The following is a 23065-nucleotide window of genomic DNA, read 5'->3' on the forward strand; positions in this document are numbered from 1 at the left end:
GGATGTCAGCTTTACCAAGCAATTGCACGGAAATTTTGGCAAGAATATGCTTAGGCATGCAAAAACCACTTCAAAATATGAAGTGGTTTTTATTTTTATTTAAAATCATTTTTGATGATGTCTTTAAATTCGGCTAAGCGCTTTTTAAAGGTTTCAAAGGCTTCTTCCAAATAATCTGGTTTAGTCATATCAACTCCGGCTTTTTTCATGATTTCGACTGGGTAATCACTTGAACCTGATTTTAAGAAGTTAATATAAGCTTCTCTTTGCTCTGATGTACCGTGCACAACATTATTGGCTAGTGCAGTTGCTGCTGCAAAGCCAGTTGCATATTGGTAAACGTAGAAATTGTAATAGAAGTGTGGAATTCTTGCCCACTCTTTAGCAATTTCACTTCCTGGTTCAACCGCATCGCCATAGTAACGCTGGTTTAAGTCACCGTAGAAGTCGTCAAGCATGTCTGCAGTTAATGGCTCACCTTTAGCGTCTAAGTCATGAATATACTGCTCAAATTCAGCAAATTGAGTTTGTCTAAATAGTGTTCCCTTAAACGAATCAAGGTAGTAGTTAAGCACGAAAGCACGTGTTTTTGGATCAGTAATATGATCTAAAAAGTACTCGGTTAAAATATTTTCGTTGGTAGTTGATGCAATTTCAGCCACAAAAATAGGATAATCGCCATAAACATAAGGTTGAGTTTGACGTGTGTACATACTGTGGACAGAGTGGCCAGTTTCATGAACAAGGGTGTAAAGTGAATCGATATTATTTTCCCAGTTCAAAAGCTCATAAGCATCTGTATCATAAGAGCCACCAGAATAAGCACCGGTAACCTTATTTTGCGATTCAACGACGTCAATTACACGGTTATTAAAAATATAATCAACTTGCTTTAAGTAATCTTCTCCTAATGGAACTAGGGCTTTTTTAGCCTCTGCTTTGGCCAGCTCAAAAGTATATGACAATGACGGTGTTCCAGTTAGTGGAACATACAAGTCCCACATTTGCAGATCATCAAGTCCAAGAATTTGTTTGCGCAAAGCAACGTAGTCATGAAGTAAATCAAGGTGACTGTCAACTTCACTAATCAAAGTATCATAGACAACAGTAGGTACGTGATTTTCTGCTAAAGCTGAGCTGCGTGCAGAGTCATAATTATGAACTCGAGCCAAGTAATTATGCTGTTTAACAACTCCTGAAAGAGTTGAAGCAAGTGAATTTTCAAATTGACCATAGGTAGCATACATTACATCAAAGGCATTTTTACGCACTTCACGGTTTTGCGATTGAATGAGATTGGAATAAAGTCCGTCTGACAGCTGAACCATTTCGCCATCATCTGTTTCAACGTAACCATATTCCATATCTGAATTTGTCAAAACGTTGAAGGTGTTTTCTGAAGTGCCAAGGGCATCCCCAGCATCAGCAATTATTTTTTCTTCCTGTGCCGAAAGAGTATGCGGCTTTTGTTGCATAATTTGTTCAAGCATATGAGCGTAATTGTTTAGCTTAGGCTCGTCTTCCATAAATTGGTTTAAGTCGGCTTGAGAGAGCTCTAAAATTGAAGGATTCATAAAGGAAGTTGCTGCTTCAAATTGGCTTGCTAAGGTTTGGGCTTGTGCTACATAGCCAAGATAGTGTGAGTCGCTTGAGTCAACGTCACTGGACATTGTTGCATAAACATAGACTTTTTCTAAACGGCGACCAACTTCTAAAATCTTAGTTAAGTCATCGTACAGATGATGACCATCCTTAGTAAAATCTTTCTTAAGTTTGCTTAAGTCTTGCACTTCTTTTTTGATAAGAGTATATTCTTGTTCCCAGTCATTATCTGAACTAAATACTCTTGTTAAGTCCCATTTAAGTTCTTCTGGGACTTCTGTTCTTTTAGGTATAGCCATAAAAATCTCCTTACATGTGTTAATAATAGTTATGCCAAATAATAAAAAATAAGATATTATTAATTATATTTGGTAATATTCTAATTCAACTTTGAAAGTGATACAAATAAACTTGGATAATTATGAAGGGAATTGAATAAAGGTATGGAACCAAGTTCAAAACGTAGAGAAGATTATCGTAAACATCGATCTTCTCTAAATCTTCACCGCAATCATGTTTTTGCTTCACCAGCACAAAAAATGACGGGTAATGTAATTGCTCGAATTTGCGGTATTGTGGCTGTTTTATGCTTAAGCTGTGGGCTCGCTTGGGCAGCTCATATGTACTTTGCTTTACATAGTGCCATCGATGGTCAAGACGGCAATACCGCTACCTCTGCTCGAATCGCTAATCGGCAACCTATTTCAGTTCTAATTCTTGGCGTTGATCAAGGGCTTGAAGGACGTCATGATAAGGGTAATTCTGACACAATTATTTTAGCAACGGCTAATCCAGGAAAAAATAAGGCAACAATGACCTCGATTCCGCGAGATACGTTAGCCAACATTTTGGGCGATCCAGGGGACAAATATAATATGTTTAGGGTTAACTCAGCTTACGGTATCGGTGGCAGTAAAGCGTCAATGAGTACCGTATCTGCGTTGTTAAACGTACCGATTAACTACTATGTTGAAGTCAACATGAAGGCCTTAAAGAGTCTAGTTGATGCTGTTGGTGGCGTCGACGTTAATGTTCCATTTAAGTTCTCTTATGACTGGTGTGATTTCCATAAAGGAAAGCAGCATTTGAATGGTCGTCATGCTGTGGCTTATGTCCGTATGCGTCATGACGATCCTAGAGGAGACTACGGCCGCCAAATGAGGCAACGACAAGTAATTAATGCTGTCGTACACAAGGCTGTTTCTGTTGATTCAATTGCTAACTACCGCAAGCTAGTTAAGATTTTTAATAAATATGTCCGAACTAACTTAACCTTCAATGACATGCTGGCTTTGGCGTTAACTTACCGTGGCTGTTCGCAAAATATTAGTAGTGGGTACATTCAAGGTCACGATGCATGGATTAATGGTTCTTCAATCCAGGTTGCATCAACTGAAGAATTACAAAAAGCTTCAAACAAAATGCGTGCCAACTTGGAACTAGAACAACAAGTTTTGAATAATGATGAAACTAAGCTCAATAAGCTGAATGAGCAAAACAATCACATTAATTGGAAGGATCCTAATCCGTTTACTAATTATCAAATTTACCATTCTGTTGTTACTAATGAAAGCACTGATAGTACCAATAATACTAATGGCTCTTCTGATACTAGTAATGGAACAGGCAGTGATAATTCTACTGGGCAGTAAGTTTTTTGAAATAAGTTATTTAAGTGAAACTAAAAGGAGAACGAAATGCAAAAGAAGGCACTTTTCCCCATTATTTATGGTGTATTGTCTGCACTAATTGGCTTTATTGCAGCATTCTTTATTTGTCTGCGATCATTCCATTTGACGCTCCCTGTCTCTGTCATGGTTGCTGGGATTTTCGCATTATTCTTCTTTGCTCTTTCATGGTTTCGTGGGCATGCTTCCTATGAAATTAAGCGGATTGCATGTGAATTTCATTTGTCAGATGAAGATTTGGCGAAAATAACAGGGATGAAAGCAAGTGATTTTCCTATCTATAATGATAAATTGCAGTTAATCTTGCCTAAACGCTACTGGCCTAAAGTTCTAGATGCTCTGCAACAGTATGAGCAGGAACGAAAATAAAAAGATGTCTGACGAAAAGTCAGACATCTTTTATTTATGACCACCTTTAAGACACAAAATTTTACCAATCAAATGTATTCTTTCTTTGTGCCAACTGCAACGGTGCTTTGGATAGTCTTGACTTGATTTAAGCAATAATAGATAATTATGAAACAGTACGCAGACTATTAATAAGACAAAAGAATTTTGACTTAAGACTAATTTTGGCTTATATGCAGCTAATAGTCTAAAACAGACAGCTGTTATTAGGGATGATTAAAAATCCTAGCAATTACAACTAAAGAAAAGCACTTGGAATAAGATGAAAATAAAAGGGTGGGCAAGACGTCCGCCTTTTTATTTCGGATGTAATTAATTAAAACTGCAAGCAAAAAAGATTACTTTACTATATAATTTGATTAACCCAAAGGAGATGCACAATGAGCTTACTAACAGTTAAAGATTTAGGTCAGGGCTTTGAAGATAAGACTTTGTATCAGGATGGCAATTTTGTGCTCAATAAAGAAGACCACATGGGAGTCACCGGCCAAAACGGAGTTGGCAAATCAACTTTAATTAAAATTTTGACTGGTGAAATTCTTCCTGATGAGGGTCAGATTAAATGGCAAAATCGTGTGACAGTTGGCTATTTAGATCAATATGCCAAATTAGCACCTGGTGTGACCATTCGACAGTTTTTACGTACAGCTTTTGAAAAGCTATACCAAAAAGAGGAAGAACTAAATAAGCTGTATGAGGAATATGCGGAAGACGGTAACGATGAGTTATTGGAAAAAGCAGGAAAGATTCAAACATACTTAGAAGAAAATAACTTTTACGGAATTGATACCGAAATCGAACGTGTTGCTTCTGGCTTAGGGCTAGCAGAATTGGGCTATGAACATGACGTTAGTCAGCTTTCAGGTGGTCAGCGATCGAAGATTATTTTAGCCAAGTTGCTACTGCAAAATCCTGATGTTCTTCTTTTGGATGAGCCAACTAACTACCTTGACGTGTCACACATCGATTGGTTAGTCGATTACTTAAACGAGTTTACTGGAGCATTTATTGTTGTCAGTCACGATTATGATTTTCTTGGTCGAATTGCCAACTGCATTATTGATATTGACCTCGGCACAATTACTCGTTACACGGGTACATTGAAACAGGCAATGCGTCAAAAAGAGGCTAATCGGGAAACTTACCTAAAGGCCTATACTAACCAGCAACGAAAAATCGCTAAGACTGAAGCCTATATTCGAAAAAATAAAGCAGGTACCCGTTCAAAAAGTGCCAAATCGCGTGAACGCCAACTGGCTAAAATGGACGTATTGAATCCGCCTAAGGGTAACCGCAAACCTCATTTTGAATTTCCTTATGTAGCGACTGCTGCCAACTTGCTGTTACAAACCCAAGACTTAGTGATTGGTTACGACGAGGCAATCGTAAAGGAACCATTTAATTTTTCAGTTGGTGGTAATGAAAAAATCGCAATTACTGGTTTTAATGGAATCGGTAAGTCGACTTTATTAAAAACGTTACTTAATCAAATAGAGCCAATCTCTGGTTCATTTAAATTGTCAGAAACGGCAAAGGTTGCATATTTTAAGCAGGATTTAGCTTGGCCAAATAAGAATATGACGCCGCTGCAATACTTGCAGGAGATTTTTGAACGAATCAAGCCAAAAGAATTGCGTGGGGCCCTAGCTAGACTAGGTGTAACTGCGCAACAGGCAATGAGTCCACTGAAAAAGCTATCCGGTGGGGAACAGGAAAAGGTTAAGTTGGCTAAAATGCAATTCGAACCGGCTAACCTGCTATTTTTGGATGAGCCGACCAACCACTTGGATCGTGATTCAAAAGATGCACTTAGGGATGCAATCGTGAAGTTCCCAGGTGCAGTAATTATCGTTAGTCATGAGCGTGATTTTTTCCAAGGTAATTGGATTGATAAGACGATTGACATTGAGACAATGAATAATAATTAGAGGAAAAAATTATGTCTAGCAAGCAAGATAGCTCTTTTTACCATGATTTACTAGATACATGCTTAACAGTTGGCGAGCTAATGATTGAAGGCGGTAGTGAGATGTATCGTGTTGAGGACACAATGGTGCGAATCGCAAAAACCGCCGGCGAACCTGATCCACGTGTCTTTATCGTGCCAACAGGAATTTTTATGAGCTTGGATCGAGGGAACTATTGCCAAAGCATTTTGGTTCATGAGCGAAACATCAACTTGGAACTAGTTGATCGCATTAATTCATTATCACGTGATTTTGCCGCAAATAAAATCACTTTGCCGCAAGTAAAAGAACAAGTTTATAAAATTGCTAATGGCGATTTTCCAGTTTTTCCTTTGTGGATACAAGTAATTGGCGCTGCCGTTTTAAGTGCGACGCTAATGGTAATGTTTATTGAAAACTATGATTGGCTTGATTTCCCCGCTGCTGCAGTTGTTGGTGCAATTGGTTTTGTTTCAGCATATTACTTTAAACGATTTACAAAGGTTAAATATTTAGCTGAATTAGTCGCGGCGATGATTATGACGACAGTCGCGGTTGGAATAGTTCACCTTTTTCCAGCAATGATTATCGACAATATTTTAACGGGAGCACTGATGCCACTAGTGCCAGGCTTAGCCTTAACAAACGCACTACGTGATTTGTTTAAGGGAGACCTGTTATCCGGAATGGTCAAAATTTGTGAGGCTTTGCTTACCGCCTTTGCACTTGGTGGTGGAGTAGGTATTATATTGAAATTTTTGGGAGCTTAAAAATGCCATTTTGGTTAGAGTTAATTATTAATATCTTGTTTGCCTACCTTGCTTCTGTCGGTTTTGCACTGACCATTAACGTTCCGCATCGGGTGCTGAACTTGGCGGGAGTGAGCGGAATAGTTAGTTGGATTATTTATTGGTTAGCAATGAGAGCATCAATGGGAAGACTGATTTCAAACCTTTTAGGATCATTTGCAATTGGAATTTTGGCAATTGTTTTTGCTAGAAGAAAAAAGTGTCCTGCATCTGTATTTTATATTCCGGCAATTGTTCCATTAGTTCCAGGTGTTCCGGCTTACCAAGCGGTTAGGGAATTAACAGCTGGAAATATCAATGGTGCGAGTGATTCAGCACTAAGAGTGATTATTGTTACAGGCTCAATCGCGCTAGGGATGTTACTGTCTAATATGTTTGTCGAGATTTTTTTCAGAGCAAAAAAGTTTTACAAAGAGAAGAAAAATTCGTATAATAATTAATACGAGTCGACAAAACGCGAGATGCGTATTTGGATGAGGACACCAGCCTTAATTGGCAGACACGGGAAGTGTTGGTGCTTGACCAACCTGATGTGAACAGAAGTAGTCACCTATTTTTAAAATGGGCCTCGATTTAAAAAGAGCAGATTCTTAATTGAATCTGCTCTTTTTGTTTTATCAAAAATACCAAAAACGCAATCCCACGTAAACTGGGACTGCGTTTTTAATTAATGTAGATAGCCTGTTTACCTTGCTGAATATAACTACTTTCCAAGTTCTTCCATGAGACTACCTTGTTTTTATGTCCAAATGGGTCATTTACGAGTACTGTACCGTTTTTCTTATTAAAACCTGTAATTACACATGCGTGTGAAGAAGGGGTTACATGGACCTTTCCTTGAGCAGTGTCCCAAGTTTGCATGTCATTGACATGGTTAAACTTGATTGTGGTGATAATTAAAACAGGATGGCCCTCAGAAACACGTTTCAGAACCTGAATAAAGTCGTGACCGGTATAGTTTTGCACCCGATTAGTGTATTTACGTGCAACCTGTTCAAGGGGCTCATTATAAACGCACCAGCCGGCGTTGGCTTGGCTCATATATCCGACAAAGCCAACATGAGGATTACCACGATATTGACCGTTATCTGTGTATGAAGCAACGTGTTTGATATTTTCTGATAAATCCAGCTTATTGACCTTGAAGCCATAATATTGCAATAGCATGGATAGTGAAGTAACTTCACAACCGTTTGGCAGGTCAGGGTACTGATTTTCTAGTGGTACATCAAGTTTTTGTTCTGACTTCAAGGTTAACCAGTCGTAGCGATCTTGAAATGCTCTTGAGTTAAGAACTGCAAAAACCAGTCCTAAAAAAATTACACCCAAAAGTAGATACATAATTTTTCGGGTAAGTGTTCTTTTCTTTCTCATAGGGCTATTTAACCACATGATAAAGAAAAAAAGCAAAGGAATTTACTAAATTTCATAACAATTCCAAGCTATTTAGGGAAATTTTAACCACTATATTTTGGAGAAAAGAAAAACCACTCAATTGCTTGAGTGGTTTTAATTGATTTATGCAAAACTAAAATTAATTAGTGATGACTTGCACCAGAAGTAGCGTCTTCGTGGCTAGGTTCTTCATGACTAACTGGAGCTTCTTCATGATGCTCTTCATGGTGGCTGTGGCTAGCACCTGAAAGTGCGTCTAATGAGTGGTCAACACCCTTAACAGCCATACCTTCAGTATCCATACCTGGGCAGTAAACTTCATCCATTGGGATACCCTTTTCTTCTGAGAAGGCCTTAGTTAAAGTTTCCATGTCCATTAATTCGTATGTCTTATCTGGATCCTTTGGATCAACAATTTGAATTTGAGCCATCATACCTGCATCTTCGTGTTCGATGATGTGGCAGTGGTACATGAAGACACCAGTGTTTTGGAAGTAAACCTTCAAACGAACAGTTTCTTGTGGGGCAACTTCAACAGTGTCCTTGTAAACGCCCTTTTCGTTTGGATATGGTTCTTCACCATTACGTGAAACGACTAAGAAGTGAGCACCATGAATATGGAATGGGTGTAACATACCGTTAACCTTGTCGTTAGTGTTAGTAACGTCCCAGTATTCTGCGTTCATTAAGTCTTGCTTCAAGTCGATACGTTGCATAGCAAACTTCTTACCGTTGATCATGTTGTGGTTGTCCATAGTAACATGAGGAACTGGTGAGTTAGGGTTAACAACTGGATCATATGGCTTGAATAAGGTGTCAGGAATTACGCTGTCATCTTTTTCGTAGTTATGAATTCTAAATTCAACTAACTTGAAGTCATCAGTGTAAAGGTTAACAACGTCACCTTCTTTGTAGTTGCTGAAGTCAACAACTACTTGTTGACGTTCACCAGGCCCGATTAATACCTTAGTCATCTTAACTGGATGCTCTAAGAATGAATCGTCACCACCGATTTGAGTCATTACCAAATCATCACTAAAGTGTAAACGCCATTCACGACGGTTAGAACCACCTAAGAAGATTAAACGAACTTTTTGAGTTGTAACATCAACGTAAGGACGAACAACACCGTTGATAACTGGTGTATCACCAAAGATACCCATTGCGTTGTAGTCTGCCTTGTAGTCGAATTGATTATCTTCGTGGAAGATTCTATCTTGCAAGATAATTGGGAATTCGTCTTTACCATAAGTCTTAGGAATTGGTAATTGTGCTTCATTAGCATCAGTAACAACAACACCCATTGCAAGTCCCATCCAAACTTGTGAAGCAGTTGATGGACATGGGTGAGCGTGAAGCCATGTAAGTGCGGCTGGTTGGTTAACAACGAAGTCGATTTGCTTTTCTTCGCCTGGGTATACAGGTGAGTGACATGCACCATCGTTACCAGGACCTGAAACTTCCATACCGTGCCAGTGGTAAGTAGTTAATTCTGGTAAGCTGTTTTTCAAGGTTACATGTACATGTTGCCCCTTAGTTAAAACCATTGTCTTACCAAGAACTGGGAAATTATAGCCCCAAGTATGAGTCTTCTTACCTGGCAAAAATTGGAATTCACCTTCTTGAGACTCAATGGTGTACCAAACATCATTGTTTTCTTGCTTATCAGGCTCTAATACTGGAGGAACGATTAAAGGCTGAGCCTCTACTCCTTCTGGAATATGAAGTTCTTTGTAGCCCATACCATGATTTTTGTCAAAATCATCTGAGTTATAGAAATAATCTGTGTAAACTTTTTCTGACATATTTGTCTACCTTTCAATTTAAAACTTTAGCTAAAAATTTTATATTCAAGTTAAATTTTATTCTTTGTGAAAACGCTTGTAAAGTACGGATAGTGATGTTTTTAAGCTTTAAAAATATAAAAACGCTTTTTTGTTTTTTAGACCATCATAGTGTTATTTAATCCTTTTCACAAACAGCTTGAGCACAAGTGATTGTAAAGAAAATTGAATAAAAAACGGAACAAAAGTTCACTTTCTTCAAGCGATTGTTCTTTAAAAAAATTTTTTAAAGAAAGAAAAATAAATTGTTTTTAATGATGAATTTGAGTATCGTAATAGAAGACTGATAACAAATTGATTAACTTAAAAGGGAATTTTTATTTTGAAGATTAACTTAACAGACTTAGCAGAGAGAATTGAAGAACAAAACTACCTGCAAGATTTAGAAACCGTTAAATACGCTGACATTAGTAAATCCAAAGCCAAGCTTAAGGAACTAGCGACGAAAATGGTTAAGGAAACAGTTGCCGCAATCAAGCATGATTCTTTAAGTCATGTTGCCCTTGAAGTAACAGGACAAAGACCAGTCACTTTCATTTTAGAAAATAATATTATTAACTTGCCATATAGCAATTACAAAAAGGTCAGTAACTTTTTTGAAGAAGGCAAAGACTACCCAATCTATGTTTACTTTGAAACACAGTCAGAATTTTTGAATGCATCGAACTTTCGGATTGATCAATTGGCTACTGAAGATGAAATTATGCAATCCGAAGATGAAGTCACTGCAAAGCTAGTGGAGGCAATCGAGGAAAAAATCACGCAAGTAAGAGAATATGCTAAGCCTGAGCCAGCACCTGCTAAAAAGCCTGCCGCTAAGAAAGCTGCTACGAAAAAGAAAACTACAAAAGCCAAGAAAAAATAGCCCGATTATTTATGAACAGGAGATAGTTTAGGCTTTTTTTACTATTCAAAATCAAGTTTTTACAATATAATGAAAGCAATTACAGGAGGGTGTTATGTTTAGTTGGAATTTGCTCGGCGTCTTATTGTGGGTCTTTGTCATTTTATATTTTATCTTTGTCATTCAGAACATTCGCAGACGGCGAATTACAATGATTATCAAGGAGCACCGCAAATTTAGCTGGACTAATTTTTTAATTGATCTAGTTGAAGTGGTGATTTTTTTAGTGGCACTTATTTGGTTATTTGATCGCACAATGCTTGATAATCCAGACCTTGAGGATACGAGCAAAATCACGTCAACAGTAACCTATGAACCACTGGTGATGAACACAGGTGAGGGTAATTCTTCCTATGTAACGATTAATTCGAAGAAGAAAAAAATCGGCACCCAAACGTATACTTATTTCCGTAATGGTAGAAAAGCGCAAGTTTCAAGCGATTTTGCAACGGTAGCATATGGTAAAAACCCAATCGATCTTAATGCTACTAGGATTCCTTATGACAAAAAGCAACTAGAAAAAATGGATCGAAAATATCAGCGTGCGTATGTGGCTGTTTACTCTGCCAATTATAAAAAAGTTTGGCAAAATGGCATTGGCATGCACGCTGGACACAATGCTATTAGATATTATCTAATCAGGATTCCAGACGCGTCATTTATCAAAGAAAAGTAAAATTAATTTTAATAATAAAAAGGGTCCTGAAAGTTGTTTAGCTTTCAGGACCCTTTTCGTTAGGTAATAGCTTTAAGGATATTATTAAGTTATAAAAAGCCTTACCAAGAATTAGGGCATATAATAAATTTCCAACCTCACTAAAGGTCAGGATTATCATCGCAATCGATTTCTTGCTGTCCAGAGTTTTTGGGGAGTCTAGATTGGTTAATTTGCTTCTGCGCATTCTTTTGCTGTGAGGCCAGTAACTGAAGTGTTCTATTACGGCTTGGAGTATTTTCAACTTTAATTAATTTTGCAATCTTGTCAATATTGGCCTCACTTTGCGCTTGAATCATTTCTTCGTTTTTTCTTGGATAATCAATCATTTGACCATGATTAGCTGCATATGTAGAAAGGAAAATTTTGCAGCTACGACCATTGCCTTCTCTAAAGGGATGCATAAAGTTAATTGCGTCTAATAGTTCAGCATAGTCTTTAGCAGATAAGGGCGTTGTTTTGGGATGCTTACGTAACATACTATTGATGTCTTTTTCGGCGAAATCAAATCTGGTGAAGTCAAAAAACTGATAGCCATTTTTACTAAAATTACCTGGGCGATATTTACCAGCCCAATCGTATAGTTCGCCAAATAAGAATTGGTGAATTTTTTTAAGGTCATTGCTATCTTTTATCTGCGGCTTTTTTGTAATAGGAATAAAGCATTTCGAGCAGATAATTCATTCTCTTTTTTCTCTAATTCTGCTGCATCATGAATATGGAGCTTGTTTTTTAATACACCATTTGAATACAGAGTTTTACTAATCCAATCGCTCACTGTTCTTGCTCCCAAACTTCTTCAAAACGTTTAGCTACTTGAGGATCGGGACTGATTGCTTCATCTAGCAGTTCCTGAATATCTGATTTTGTTGGATTCCATCCTTCTAGGTGGTTAACTTCGACAACAGTTCTAATTTGCTGATAAGTTTCTTTATCAGCAATAAAAACTCCTTGAATAGTTTGCGTATCATCATTTATATCTAAAATATATGGTTGTGCTTCTAATACGTTTAACAAGTCTCCTGGTCTTTCTCCTAAGCCAATTGCAAAAGCATTAAGCACACGGATTGACCAGGTTTCAATTGGCTTGACGATTGCATTCCTTAAGGTACTAAGTGGAACATTACTAATCTCAGAAACTTTTGTAACACTCATATTTTTGCTTTCAAGCAGTTTAACAATTGTTGCACTCATTTTAGAACCCCCAGTGTTTTGTCTCGATTTTACCATATTTAGACACTTTTTGATGATATATGGGATAGAGAGCATGACACAGTATATTTTTAATTAACTAAAAAAACCTAACAAAAGTTAGGTTTAGTTATTATATCTATCACGAGTCTTTTCAATTCTGATTTAAATTGATAGTCGTATTAGTTTTCGTTTTTCGCACCTGTAGTAATAAGTTTCCTTCAATGAATGCGAAGATAAAGCTGGCTGTTAGGAAGTCCATTACGTTGCCTGAATAAAAAGCTGCAAGCAAGATAAAAGCGCTTGAGACAATTAATGAACTAACCAGATAGGTTCGAGCTGATTGATACCTGAGCCAGCGATAAGCAGCATAAAGTAGTATTGCCAAGTAAGGTCCGACAAAGATTAACATGCCAATCCAGCCTAAAGAATAAATCTGAGCCGCAAAGTCACGCTCTAAGTTAAAAATGTTGTTTTCGCGGACATAGGAGATACCTAGGAATTTGTCTAGCTTATTGTCATTAGTCTTAACAACTTGATTCAGCATAGCCTTTTCAAGATGGCGATTTTCCATACGCGTTTGACCGGGCTCGTTAATAATTTTTAACCAAAACTCAGGATCATACTGGTAAGGATAGCTCTTGAAGACGAATTTTGGATTGAGTGCATAGGCTTGGTAGTTTTCCTTAATAAAACTTCGTAAAAAGTCTTCTCGCTTTTGACCAGTAGGATATTTTTTAAGGCCAGCATTCAATTCACGTGTTTCGTCGGATAAATCATGGTCAGATTGCTTTGCCAAATATATTTCGTAATTATAGCGTTGAATTGCTGGACCAAAAGGTAAGATTGCAATCGAGCCTGCTCCAATTAGCAAACTAACAAAAACGGCAAGCATATTTTTTTTCGCATTCTTAAGGATATAGCGGTGGAATAGGTAGAGCAGAAGCCCAGCTAGAATTCCGCCAATTAAGCCGATTGCGGCAACCTTGGTTCCGATTTCAATCATTGCTAAAGCCTGAACAACGTTCAATGTGATTGTGATCCAGTTGAAATCAGTAAATAGATAATAAATAAGCAGCGGTAACAGCATAAACAAAACAGCTGAAATCATGTTGGTGAAATTAAAGAAACCTTTCGAAGCCATATGCGAATAGCCGATATTTGGATTGAAAAACCACTCGAAAATATTAGCGCTGATTACGCCTGTTTCATAAGATTTCAGTGAAATTACGAACAAGTTTGATAGGACAATTGTGCCTGAAAAAAGTCCAGAAACGCCCTCGATTACTTGCTGTAACTGTTTTGTGCCAAAATTAAGTTCTTTGGTTAAATAAATAATGACGAGTGGCAGACACATGCGAATCAAATAGAATAGCTCACCACTAGTGGAGTAACCGTAGTTAGTGGGATTAACACTGGTAAATGTCCGTACGTGCACTAAATGCAGAACGCTATAAATAATTAATAAAATTAGATAGGCGATTAACCATTTTTGTGTACTCAACTTCTGCCACGACTCTTTTTGACTAAAAAATAGACAAAATAAAACAGCTACGGCAATGAGTCGAATAATGGTCGGTAATGTAAAAGGTAAAATAGTAGCAAGGCTGCCATGGTAAAACCAGTACAAGTCAAGAAACGGTTGAACAAGGATAAACCAGAATAAAATGTTTTTTGATTTTTCTTTCACTGTTTTTCTCCCAAAATGCTAAGTAATATGTAAGCCTAATTTTAGGCAAAAATGACCGAAAAAAAAAGAGTTTAAAAATTTAGCTGAGCTAAAATTAAGAGGATTTTTATATCTTATCCACTAGATTAGCATTTATAGTAAAAAGTTGAATAATTTTAAAGAATGTAGAAGCATTTTGGCTTGTACATCTTTTTAATTATCTGCAATTGCAATAACAAATTACTTTCAATGAATGAGAAGCTTAACATATAAATATGGTTAAGTTTTTCTAAATTTAAACTAAACTAATAATGAAGTAAGTATAATTATCATTATAGACTGGAAAAAAGTCATACTATGTCAGAATTCGGGAGTGCTTTTCAGTCATAATGGAAGCTGATAATTGTAGTAGTAATTCAAAATAAATACATTAAAAAGGAAGAATATATGAAAAAACTATTTTATTCTATTATTGGTATTATCGCACTCGCAATTGCAGCCTTGGTGGTTATACCTAATCAGTATACGGATTACTTTAACCCTCACATTAAGATGGAAACCGATTATGCAAAGGTACCGAAGAACACACAAAAATATTACAATGTTCAGGCCGTTGACCGTAATGGCAGAAAACTCCCTTATAAGATAATGTATGTTGGCGGTTATGATCCGTCACAGGAGTATATTGCAATTCATCATAAGAGACAGTATGTAAAACTAATTGAATATATCCCTAAAAATAAAATGCCAAAAAATGACTAACTGGAAAAATGTCCAAACAAGAAGGTCTCAATTACGATATGAGACCTTTTTAATAGCAATTATACACATAGTAGTTAAACTCTCCCAATTTAAATTAAGTTAATGCTGATGTTTCTATAACTATAGTACAATTAACTAAATTGTGATTTTAAGCAAAAAGTACGGGTATTAATAGACTGTGTTTTTTTGTATATTAGAAAGATAAAACATGTTACGGAAATTAAAAATTATACTTTTTTCACTAACCACAGTCATTGCAATTGGCTTATTTGCTGAGAGTATTCACACTTATGATGATGAAACACTGCCAAACAATCAAACTTGTATAAATGTTTATGCCGCCAAGCCTGTAAAAAATAGTGCCCCTATAAATCAAAAAGTCACTAAGAAGGCATTTTTTGATAAGCTTCGGGGAATAGCTGACGATAAAAATGTTTCTTTGATTAAATTACGGATTAATAAGACTAACGGACGTACAAGCAAACTAGTATATAATCTTGGCTCCAAAAATGAAACTTATGCAATTTATAAAAATGCAGCAATAAAAAAGCTGACAAATAATGAATTTCAATTAGAAGATATATACGGCTTATATTTTACCAATGCTAAAGGTGAGGCTTTAAATCGAATAGTTTCATTCCTACGTAAAGAAGACCTGAAAGTAGAAGTCAGAAGCACTGCCCCAACTCCCAGTATTTTATTAAGCTCAACTCTTAGTGGCTTTCCGCAAGGTACAGCAACTATTTTTATTAGTGTTATTAGTATCATATTTATTATTATGATACTGGAAAAAGTATACCGCTTTAAAGCTTATGCCATAATGAAGATCCATGGCTTGAGTAATTGGCAAATAATCAAGTCTGATTTCAAAGATGAAATGCTATGGTTTTTGTTGGCACTGGGTGCTATTGCTATGATAGTGATTGCAAGGAGTTTATATGTGTTTACATTTGCAGGCTTGCGAATGTTCTTACCGTATTTACTTATATTTTTGACGATTTTCTTACTAGTTTTTTTATGTTTAGACACTCTATCATATTCAGTTTTAGTATTAATAAAACCATATCAAGTGATTAAAGGAATAGGAAATTCACGCCCATTTTTATTAATTGGTTATGCGTTAAAGATACTATTGCTTGGGATAGTAGCACTTAATACTATATCTCTACATAATAGTCATCAGGCTTATGTAAGAGACACAAAAATAATTCAAGAAATCCATTCCAAGAATAATCGTTATTCACTTGGGCTTGTGTGGCAACTGTCAGACAAACAAGTAGATAGACGAGTAGCAAGACTGGTACATAAGCTAGTCGTGCAAACACCGAACGTAATAGTTGCGCAAAATTCACAGGAATATCTTCCACCTAGGCGCTCTATTCATCCTGACAATGGCAATGTAATTATTGCAAACGATAATTTCATTAAGAACAGTGAACTTAAGTCTCAACGATTCAAGTTTGACAATAAGAAAGTTCTTTTACTAGTTCCGCGCAATCGCTTAGATCAGACCAAACACGCTAAAAAGCAGATGATAAGCTATCTTAAATTCAGGAACTCTCTCCCTAATTATTATCAAAAAAAATCAAATCATTTACCGTCCATTCAAGTTGTACCCATTGACAGCGGACAAAAAATATTTAATTACACAGTTGGATACGATGATATTACGATGGCAATCTCGATAGACCCAATAATCGTAGTTGCAAACAATAAGCTACTATCAGATGATTTTTATTTGGCTTCCGTTAGTCAATCAAAAACGGTATTTTCTGATCTCAAGTTACTTAAAAAAATGATCAAGAAGTTGGGATTAAGGCCGTATTTTTGGGGCATTACCAGTCAAAGGGCATTAACAGATAATTATCAGCGAAATGCTAATCGCCATTTACTGATGCTAACAATTACAATAATTTTATCTATTCTCCAGCTGAGCTTTGTTATTATGTTTGTTAGCTCAACTTTTCTACAAAGCCAGAGGCATAAGATGGCAATTTATCGAGCATTTGGTAAATCAAGTGCTAAATTATTGGTAGAATTTTTGGTTTTCAATCTGGGCTTTGACTTATTGACAATTAGCTTTATTTTAATAAAGCATAGTTACTTGAGCTTGATACCATTTGGTTTAGGCTACATTTTACTGGAAGCAGTTATTATTTTATTAACATACTATAGAGCCCAGCAAAATATATTAATCACACTTAATCATGGAAATTAGGAGCTGTAATTTGATTAAAATAAGGAATCTTACAAAAAAATTTAAAGAAAAAACCATTTTTGAAGATGTTAGCTGTACCTTAGAAACGGGGAAAAGCTATGCTATTGTGGGCAAAAGTGGGGCTGGGAAAACCACTTTTCTAAATATTTTGAGTGGCTTAGAAAAAGCTACCTCAGGTAAAGTGGAATTTAATGACTTGAATATTAACTCAAAAAATAGGAAAAAACTATATCGTGATTACTTTGGCTTCGTTTTTCAAAATTTTGCTTTAATTGATACTGAGACAGTTAAACAAAATTTGCGACTTGGACTAACTAATTCAAAGCTGTCTAAAACGGAAAAAGATAATAAAATGCGGGCAGCTTTGGCCCAAGTTGGACTTGGAAAAATGCAATTACAGCAAAAAATATACACTTTAAGTGGTGGTGAACAGCAAAGAGTTGCACTGGCGCGGATAATATTAAAAGAGCCTAAGGTGATTTTCGCAGATGAGCCAACTGGTTCGCTAGATGCTGAAAATAGTCAACTAGTACTAAGAACTTTGTTAACTAACTTTGATTCAGATGCAACAGTCGTGATAGCAACACATGATCCAACGGTTTGGCAACAGTGTGACTATGTAATTGAAATTGAGAATAAAAAAATAAAAATAACTAAACGTAAAACTAATTGAATATATCCCTAAAAACAAAATGCCAAAAAGTAACTAACTGTAAAAATGTCCAAACAAAAAGGTCTCATTACGATATGAGACCTTTTTAATTGAACTTAAAAAATGTTTTCTAAAATTACTTTTCAGCTTTTTTGTCATCATCTTTTTGTTCATCTTCTGTTTCATCTGCTACTTTGGCAATTTTTTCTACCTTAATATCACTTGTAGCCTTAGCTTGAATTTCCTTAATTTTGCGTTTAGGTGCAGCTTTGAGGTTCTTGAAGTTAACCACAATTTTTTGGTTAAGGTCGCTGACTGCAGTATCGTCAACTTCGTCATAGTCGATAATTGTCAACAGGGCAGAATTTTCGTAAATTTTTTCTACTTTGCCTAAAAACGGTTTGGTAAGTTCTTCTTCGGATTTTGCACTAAGAATGTCATCTATTTTTACATCTGATTTTTTCATGATGAGTTTTACTTCCTCTCTTACCCATGTTTATTTATAATAGAAAGATATTATTATAAAAAGCAATTGTTTTCAAGTAAAGGAAGCCTGGATTTTGCGAAAATTAATTTTGATTGCCGGTCCGAGTGGCGCAGGTAAAACGACAATTTCGGATTATTTAACCAAGGAATTTGCTATTCCGCGTGTTGTAACACATACCACGAGACCAATGCGTAAGGGAGAAAGTCCAGATAAGTCTTATTATTTTGAAAGTGAAAGTAGCTTCAAAAAACTTCACTTTTTTGAGCATGTTAAATATGGATCATATCAGTATGGCTCAAGTAAAGAAGCACTTGATGCTGCTTGGAAAAACCATCAAGTAGTTTCCCTGATAGTTGATATCAAAGGGGCTGCTTCCTATATTAATGCACTAAAAGAACAAGTTTATTTTTTATATGTTACGACAAGCACTAGAGAGGAATTACGCCAGCGTTTATTGGAACGTGGTGATACTCCGGAAAAAATCAATGAGCGTCTTAGTGGCAGTGAACTAAATGCCTTGCCAGAAGAATTAAAGGCAGATGCACACATTTTGATAAATGATGATTGGGCACAAACGCAGCAAAAACTGCGTAAAGTTGTTACAAATTGTCAAGTTTCATAATAAAAATTACATAAATACCGTCTTTCCTATAAAATTTCTAAATGTTTTGTAGCTCGTTTGACATGAACGTGTAACATTCTGTGAGTAGTATATAGATTGTTGAGAACGAAATAGATTTGATATAGGAAAGAGATTAATTTTGGAACACAGACATAGACAGAGTTTAGTTAAATTAGTTGCTTTAGTAGCTTTATTTTTCACAGGTATTGTCACTGTCGGTAAGGTATCTGCAGCAACAGCAACTGAAGTTGAAGCAAGTACTGTTACACAAAAGCGTAATTCGGTTGCCAAACTTGCAAAGAAACAAGTTGGTAAGGGTTATGTATATGGTGCAACTGGCCCCTATGCCTTTGATTGTTCTGGATTAGTTCAATACGTTTATAAAAGTTCTGGTGCAGCCGTTTTACCAAGAACAACTTATTCACAAGTTGCTTTGGGTAAAAAGGTTTCAATGAATAAATTAAAAAAGGGTGACTTGCTTTTTTGGGGCTCTGTAGCTTCACCATACCACGTTGGCATTTATGTCGGTGATAATCAATACGTTCACGCTGCAACACCTGATCAAGGAGTAATAAAGCAATCAATTAGCACCTACTTCTATCCTTCAGCTGCAAAGCGCGTCATTCAGTAAATAGTTTCCGTTCAAATAAATCTTTTTCAAAAATTATTAACAACTCAAGCCTCGCAAACTAACCTTTGGGAGGTTTTTTACGTTTCAGTATTGTTTTTGTAATGGTTCTGTAACATAACTGACGTAGAATTAAACTTGTGATATTAAAATAATAATTAACTAATTTAAATAAAATACAGATAAAAACATGGGGGCAATTTGATTTGAAAGTTAAGAGCAATTTAGTAAAATTTACTACGGCTGCAGCTCTGACCATTACTGGGTTAGGAGCAGTAAATGCCGTTAATTCAAATTCCACCACTAACCGTGTACAAGCTGCAACAACTAAAGTAAAAATCAATTACGTTCCAGGTTACGGCATTAACATTTGGGACGATTATAATAATCCAAGCTTTACCGGCAAACGAATCCAACACGGTGAGACAGTAGATGTTCTAGGTACTGCGGTTGATGCTAAAGGTAAAACATGGTACCAAATTGGTGAAGGAAAGTGGATTCAAGCTCGATATACTGTTGACGCTAATAAAAAGGTTAAGCAACAGGCTGAGCCAGATATTGCAAATAGTGTAATTTCAACTTCAAAGCAAGCAAACAAAGTTGTTAATGTTGCAAATTCAACGGTTGGCAAACCTTATACATGGGGTGGAAATGGTCCTAGTGGCTTTGACTGCTCAGGGTTAGCACAATATGTATATAGTAAAGCTGGTCTTGACATTAGTCGTACGACTTATTCTCAAGTTAAGCAAGGTAAAACTGTTTCAATGAAGAATTTAAAACCAGGAGATTTGTTATTCTGGGGTTCAGCCTCCTCACCTTATCATGTTGGCATTTATGTTGGTGACAATCAATATGTTCATGCAGCAACTCCTGCCCAAGGTGTTGTAAAAGATAATATTAGCTCCTACTTTTATCCATCTGTGGCCAAACGTGTTCTTAACTAATTTAGATTAAAGAAATAAAGCATTCCGATATTACATCTGAGTGCTTTTTATTTTGTATTTTAACCAGTGTAGCTTGATAAATTAATTTAACCAGTTAAAATAAAGGGTGAAGTACTAATTATGACCACATTAGCTACCAAAGGAGATTAAATTTAATGAGACGTAATTTCTTGAAAATAGGTCTTGCAGCGGCGATGACACTGACAGGAGTCGCCACAGTTGCACCACAAAAAATAGTGAATGCAGCTACATTGAAAGCGCCAATCAAACGCGTCCAAATAGATTACTTACCGGGTAAGGACGTTAAAATATGGACAAATTATCAAAAAGGCCAGTTGATTAACTTCCGTGCAAAAAACAATAGCAAATGGAATGTTGCTGAAACTGCTGTCGATAAAAAAGGCAACTTATGGTATAAAATTGGTGACAATGAATGGATTGAAGCCCGCTATACCAAAGATTTAGATGGTGAAGCTGTTGATTCTGATGATCAGCCAGCTAAAAATCAGCTAAAAGATTTGGTTAATAATAAAAAGGTTAAAAAAGACAAAAAGGCAAAGAAGCAAAAGCAGCCTAAACAGACAAATAAAGAGGTTACCCCACAACCAACCAATGTGACAAATAAACCTCAAAAGCCTAGTCAAGCTAAGAATAATCCTAGTTCATTACCTGCAGCTACAGCACCAGCAGCTACAGGCAGTAAAGCACAGCGTCAACAAGCAGTTGTTAAATTGGCTAAAAGCCAAGTCGGTAAAGGCTATGTCTGGGGCGGAAATGGTCCTGATGCTTATGATTGTTCTGGATTGGTGCAATCAATCTATAGTAAAGTAGGTGGAGTGCAATTGCCCCGCGTAACTACTGATCAAGTAAAAATGGGTACAACAGTTTCAATGGATCAATTGCAGCTAGGCGATCTGCTATACTGGGGCTCAGTCGATGCTCCATATCATATTGGAATTTACATTGGAAATAATCAGTATGTTCATGCTTCTACTCCCGATAAAGGTGTAGTCCTTGATACAATTAGCTCATACTTTTACCCTTGTATTGCTAAACGTGTCATTCAATAAAAATAAAATAATAAAAGGTCACGCATTTGCGTGACCTTTTTGTGTCTTCTAAACAATATATTGGTGAAACTGAGCCTGCTTTTCAGGAGCCAATCTGGCAGTTACATGAACTCCATCAGTCTTATATTCTTCTAGAATAATTTGGGCGTATTCATGCAGGTTAGCCAGTGCTTTACCATCAGCCAGTGGAACAACCAAATTAACCTTCTGATAGCTTGCAAAAACACGCTTAGTAATTAGTTGGGCGAGCAGCTTAATCGATTCAGAATCAGTCGCAGAATATAAAATGCCGCTGCCCTCAATTTGCGGATAATTTCGGTCGGTTTTATCAGCCTTGTTATATGCGGTAATCATTGGCACCTCCTTAACGCCAATTTCGCTCAAAACGTTCTGCGTTGTTTGAATCATTTGAATCATGTTTGGATCTGAAGAATCAACAATGTTAATCAATAAATCAGCATCCTTAACTTCCTGTAAAGTTGCCTTAAAGGATTCGATTAGATTGTGTGGCAATTTAGAAATGAAGCCAACTGTATCAGAAAGAATGAAGCTGAAGTTATTACTTAGCTCAATTCGCCGTACGCTAGTGTCAAGTGTTGCAAATAACATGTCTTTAACAAAAACTTGCTTTTCATCATTTTCTTTAGAAAATTCTTCCAGTAAACCGTTCATCGTGGTTGATTTACCAGCGTTTGTATAACCGACTAAAGCAACTTTGGGAATATGAGTTTGGTTGCGGCGTTTTGCTTTGATTTCTTCTTGCCCAGAAATAGCGTTAAGCTCTTTTTTAATTATCGTAATTTGCTTACCGATTGTTCTTCGATTTAATTCCAATTTTGATTCACCGGCACCACGGTTGGCAAAGCCACCACCACGTTGTTGGTCTAAATTATTTTCTGATGGGTGCAATCGCGGCAATTCATACTCTAACTGAGCCAACTGAACTTGAAGCTTAGCCTGCTTTGTACGAGCACGACTTGAAAAAATTTCTAGAATAAGTTCGGTGCGATCAATAACACGTAATTTTGTCATTTTTTCCAAATTGCGAATCTGCACTGGGGATAACTCATCATTTAAAACAAGCACTTCAGCTTTTAAGCCATGTGCCATATCTTTTATTTCATTGATTTTTCCAAGACCGAAATAAGTACCTGCAACCACATGCTCTAAGTTTTGTCTTGATTGTCCGACAACTTCCATATTGGCAGCTTGAGCCAAGTTAGCAAGCTCGGTCATATAGTAATCAAAATTCGAATCATCTAAATTAACGCCGGCGAGATAAGCTTTAACTTTACGAGGGGTATTATCAATCATTTGTTCCTCTTTCTACGTAAATCTTTAGTTTGTTTATTTAATATTCGCTGTTTTAATTTTAATAATCCACATGATTGCTATCTTCCTTCTTTAATTAGGTTAGTTTAATTGTAATACAAATGTTTGGGTTTACAAATAAGTAAAGTTTAGTTACACACATGTAGTTAACAGTGTGCACTAAAAACAACTCCTTTATT

Annotated in this window: 23 protein-coding genes; 14 read left to right on the forward strand and 9 right to left on the reverse strand. The window is 36.4% G+C overall.

Annotated elements, in window-relative coordinates; genetic code table 11:
• Nucleotides 1-95 precede the first annotated feature (95 nt).
• The gene (gene pepF, locus CRG87_RS06040; protein ID WP_074425874.1) at nucleotides 96-1901 is read right to left on the reverse strand and encodes an oligoendopeptidase F; all 1806 of its coding nucleotides are present in this window, start codon (nucleotides 1899-1901) and stop codon (nucleotides 96-98) included.
• Between the two features lie 144 nt (nucleotides 1902-2045).
• On the opposite strand from pepF, the gene CRG87_RS06045 reads away from it, so the two are divergent.
• From CRG87_RS06045 to CRG87_RS06065, 5 genes are all read left to right on the forward strand, one after another.
• Nucleotides 2046-3254 (forward strand): LCP family glycopolymer transferase, encoded by a 1209-nt coding sequence (locus CRG87_RS06045; RefSeq protein WP_074425873.1) that lies wholly within the window; start codon nucleotides 2046-2048, stop codon nucleotides 3252-3254.
• 45 nt (nucleotides 3255-3299) lie between these two features.
• Complete coding sequence (locus tag CRG87_RS06050; protein WP_074425872.1) at nucleotides 3300-3659, forward strand: hypothetical protein; 360 nt, start codon at nucleotides 3300-3302, stop codon at nucleotides 3657-3659.
• 419 nt (nucleotides 3660-4078) lie between these two features.
• On the forward strand, nucleotides 4079-5626 hold the full coding sequence (locus CRG87_RS06055) for an ABC-F family ATP-binding cassette domain-containing protein (protein ID WP_074425871.1): 1548 nt from the start codon (nucleotides 4079-4081) through the stop codon (nucleotides 5624-5626).
• A gap of 11 nt (nucleotides 5627-5637) precedes the next feature.
• The gene (locus tag CRG87_RS06060) at nucleotides 5638-6414 is read left to right on the forward strand and encodes a threonine/serine exporter family protein (protein ID WP_074425870.1); all 777 of its coding nucleotides are present in this window, start codon (nucleotides 5638-5640) and stop codon (nucleotides 6412-6414) included.
• Between the two features lie 2 nt (nucleotides 6415-6416).
• The gene (locus tag CRG87_RS06065; RefSeq protein ID WP_074425869.1) at nucleotides 6417-6893 is read left to right on the forward strand and encodes a threonine/serine exporter family protein; all 477 of its coding nucleotides are present in this window, start codon (nucleotides 6417-6419) and stop codon (nucleotides 6891-6893) included.
• 223 nt (nucleotides 6894-7116) lie between these two features.
• Here the strand turns inward: CRG87_RS06065 and CRG87_RS06070 are convergent, their stop codons facing one another.
• On the reverse strand, nucleotides 7117-7827 hold the full coding sequence (locus CRG87_RS06070) for a C39 family peptidase (RefSeq protein ID WP_074425868.1): 711 nt from the start codon (nucleotides 7825-7827) through the stop codon (nucleotides 7117-7119).
• A gap of 164 nt (nucleotides 7828-7991) precedes the next feature.
• Entirely contained in the window at nucleotides 7992-9653 is a 1662-nt protein-coding gene (locus tag CRG87_RS06075; protein WP_074425867.1) for a multicopper oxidase family protein, read from the reverse strand.
• 361 nt (nucleotides 9654-10014) lie between these two features.
• On the opposite strand from CRG87_RS06075, the gene CRG87_RS06080 reads away from it, so the two are divergent.
• Nucleotides 10015-10557, forward strand: a complete 543-nt coding sequence (locus CRG87_RS06080) for a hypothetical protein (RefSeq protein WP_074425866.1) — start codon at nucleotides 10015-10017, stop codon at nucleotides 10555-10557.
• A 94-nt stretch (nucleotides 10558-10651) separates the two neighbouring features.
• The gene (locus CRG87_RS06085; RefSeq protein WP_074425865.1) at nucleotides 10652-11272 is read left to right on the forward strand and encodes an LVIS_2131 family protein; all 621 of its coding nucleotides are present in this window, start codon (nucleotides 10652-10654) and stop codon (nucleotides 11270-11272) included.
• A gap of 140 nt (nucleotides 11273-11412) precedes the next feature.
• Here CRG87_RS06085 and CRG87_RS06090 read toward each other — a convergent pair whose 3' ends face one another.
• The 4 genes from CRG87_RS06090 to CRG87_RS06100 all read right to left on the reverse strand — a co-directional run bounded on the left by CRG87_RS06090 (nucleotide 11413) and on the right by CRG87_RS06100 (nucleotide 14192).
• A complete protein-coding gene (locus tag CRG87_RS06090) occupies nucleotides 11413-11991 on the reverse strand; it encodes a Fic family protein (protein ID WP_322862735.1) in 579 nt (192 codons plus the stop codon).
• The gene (locus tag CRG87_RS08140; RefSeq protein ID WP_228150054.1) at nucleotides 11943-12089 is read right to left on the reverse strand and encodes a hypothetical protein; all 147 of its coding nucleotides are present in this window, start codon (nucleotides 12087-12089) and stop codon (nucleotides 11943-11945) included. The genes CRG87_RS06090 and CRG87_RS08140 overlap by 49 nt, the downstream gene beginning before the upstream one ends.
• On the reverse strand, nucleotides 12086-12505 hold the full coding sequence (locus CRG87_RS06095) for a helix-turn-helix domain-containing protein (protein ID WP_074425863.1): 420 nt from the start codon (nucleotides 12503-12505) through the stop codon (nucleotides 12086-12088). The genes CRG87_RS08140 and CRG87_RS06095 overlap by 4 nt, the downstream gene beginning before the upstream one ends.
• A gap of 151 nt (nucleotides 12506-12656) precedes the next feature.
• The gene (locus tag CRG87_RS06100) at nucleotides 12657-14192 is read right to left on the reverse strand and encodes an O-antigen ligase family protein (RefSeq protein ID WP_074425862.1); all 1536 of its coding nucleotides are present in this window, start codon (nucleotides 14190-14192) and stop codon (nucleotides 12657-12659) included.
• Nucleotides 14193-14618: 426 nt separating this feature from the next.
• On the opposite strand from CRG87_RS06100, the gene CRG87_RS06105 reads away from it, so the two are divergent.
• The 3 genes from CRG87_RS06105 (at nucleotide 14619) to CRG87_RS06115 (ending at nucleotide 17824) form a co-directional block, all read left to right on the forward strand.
• The gene (locus CRG87_RS06105; protein ID WP_074425861.1) at nucleotides 14619-14933 is read left to right on the forward strand and encodes a YxeA family protein; all 315 of its coding nucleotides are present in this window, start codon (nucleotides 14619-14621) and stop codon (nucleotides 14931-14933) included.
• A gap of 208 nt (nucleotides 14934-15141) precedes the next feature.
• Nucleotides 15142-17151, forward strand: coding sequence for a hypothetical protein (locus CRG87_RS06110; protein WP_074425860.1), 2010 nt, complete (start codon nucleotides 15142-15144; stop codon nucleotides 17149-17151).
• A gap of 10 nt (nucleotides 17152-17161) precedes the next feature.
• Complete coding sequence (locus tag CRG87_RS06115) at nucleotides 17162-17824, forward strand: putative bacteriocin export ABC transporter (protein ID WP_074425859.1); 663 nt, start codon at nucleotides 17162-17164, stop codon at nucleotides 17822-17824.
• Between the two features lie 115 nt (nucleotides 17825-17939).
• Here the strand turns inward: CRG87_RS06115 and CRG87_RS06120 are convergent, their stop codons facing one another.
• Nucleotides 17940-18269 (reverse strand): DUF2187 domain-containing protein, encoded by a 330-nt coding sequence (locus CRG87_RS06120; protein ID WP_074425858.1) that lies wholly within the window; start codon nucleotides 18267-18269, stop codon nucleotides 17940-17942.
• A gap of 94 nt (nucleotides 18270-18363) precedes the next feature.
• Between CRG87_RS06120 and CRG87_RS06125 the strand changes: the two genes are divergently transcribed.
• The 4 genes from CRG87_RS06125 (at nucleotide 18364) to CRG87_RS06140 (ending at nucleotide 21554) form a co-directional block, all read left to right on the forward strand.
• Entirely contained in the window at nucleotides 18364-18912 is a 549-nt protein-coding gene (locus CRG87_RS06125; RefSeq protein ID WP_074425857.1) for a guanylate kinase, read from the forward strand.
• A gap of 139 nt (nucleotides 18913-19051) precedes the next feature.
• Nucleotides 19052-19543: a C40 family peptidase gene (locus CRG87_RS06130; RefSeq protein WP_074425856.1), complete on the forward strand. Its 492-nt coding sequence runs from the start codon at nucleotides 19052-19054 to the stop codon at nucleotides 19541-19543.
• A 203-nt stretch (nucleotides 19544-19746) separates the two neighbouring features.
• Nucleotides 19747-20484 carry a C40 family peptidase gene (locus CRG87_RS06135; protein ID WP_074425855.1) on the forward strand — a complete coding sequence of 246 codons (738 nt, stop codon included), beginning with the start codon at nucleotides 19747-19749 and terminating at the stop codon, nucleotides 20482-20484.
• Between the two features lie 155 nt (nucleotides 20485-20639).
• A complete protein-coding gene (locus CRG87_RS06140) occupies nucleotides 20640-21554 on the forward strand; it encodes a C40 family peptidase (protein ID WP_074425854.1) in 915 nt (304 codons plus the stop codon).
• A gap of 48 nt (nucleotides 21555-21602) precedes the next feature.
• On the opposite strand, the gene hflX is transcribed toward CRG87_RS06140, so the two are convergent.
• A complete protein-coding gene (hflX, locus tag CRG87_RS06145; RefSeq protein ID WP_074425853.1) occupies nucleotides 21603-22868 on the reverse strand; it encodes a GTPase HflX in 1266 nt (421 codons plus the stop codon).
• Nucleotides 22869-23065 lie beyond the last annotated feature (197 nt).

The organism is Lactobacillus apis, from assembly GCF_002837055.1.
In the GTDB taxonomy this organism is placed as follows: domain Bacteria; phylum Bacillota; class Bacilli; order Lactobacillales; family Lactobacillaceae; genus Lactobacillus; species Lactobacillus apis.

Coding starts and splice junctions, on each gene's coding strand:
- hflX (WP_074425853.1), bottom strand. CDS start 22,868: ATGATTGATAATACCCCTCGTAAAGTTAAAGCTTATCTCGCCGGCGTT.
- CRG87_RS06050 (WP_074425872.1), top strand. CDS start 3,300: ATGCAAAAGAAGGCACTTTTCCCCATTATTTATGGTGTATTGTCTGCA.
- CRG87_RS06105 (WP_074425861.1), top strand. CDS start 14,619: ATGAAAAAACTATTTTATTCTATTATTGGTATTATCGCACTCGCAATT.
- CRG87_RS06070 (WP_074425868.1), bottom strand. CDS start 7,827: ATGAGAAAGAAAAGAACACTTACCCGAAAAATTATGTATCTACTTTTG.
- CRG87_RS06065 (WP_074425869.1), top strand. CDS start 6,417: ATGCCATTTTGGTTAGAGTTAATTATTAATATCTTGTTTGCCTACCTT.
- CRG87_RS06110 (WP_074425860.1), top strand. CDS start 15,142: ATGTTACGGAAATTAAAAATTATACTTTTTTCACTAACCACAGTCATT.
- CRG87_RS06120 (WP_074425858.1), bottom strand. CDS start 18,269: ATGAAAAAATCAGATGTAAAAATAGATGACATTCTTAGTGCAAAATCC.
- pepF (WP_074425874.1), bottom strand. CDS start 1,901: ATGGCTATACCTAAAAGAACAGAAGTCCCAGAAGAACTTAAATGGGAC.
- CRG87_RS06045 (WP_074425873.1), top strand. CDS start 2,046: ATGGAACCAAGTTCAAAACGTAGAGAAGATTATCGTAAACATCGATCT.
- CRG87_RS06095 (WP_074425863.1), bottom strand. CDS start 12,505: ATGAGTGCAACAATTGTTAAACTGCTTGAAAGCAAAAATATGAGTGTT.
- CRG87_RS06055 (WP_074425871.1), top strand. CDS start 4,079: ATGAGCTTACTAACAGTTAAAGATTTAGGTCAGGGCTTTGAAGATAAG.
- CRG87_RS06140 (WP_074425854.1), top strand. CDS start 20,640: ATGAGACGTAATTTCTTGAAAATAGGTCTTGCAGCGGCGATGACACTG.
- CRG87_RS06075 (WP_074425867.1), bottom strand. CDS start 9,653: ATGTCAGAAAAAGTTTACACAGATTATTTCTATAACTCAGATGATTTT.
- CRG87_RS06060 (WP_074425870.1), top strand. CDS start 5,638: ATGTCTAGCAAGCAAGATAGCTCTTTTTACCATGATTTACTAGATACA.
- CRG87_RS06085 (WP_074425865.1), top strand. CDS start 10,652: ATGTTTAGTTGGAATTTGCTCGGCGTCTTATTGTGGGTCTTTGTCATT.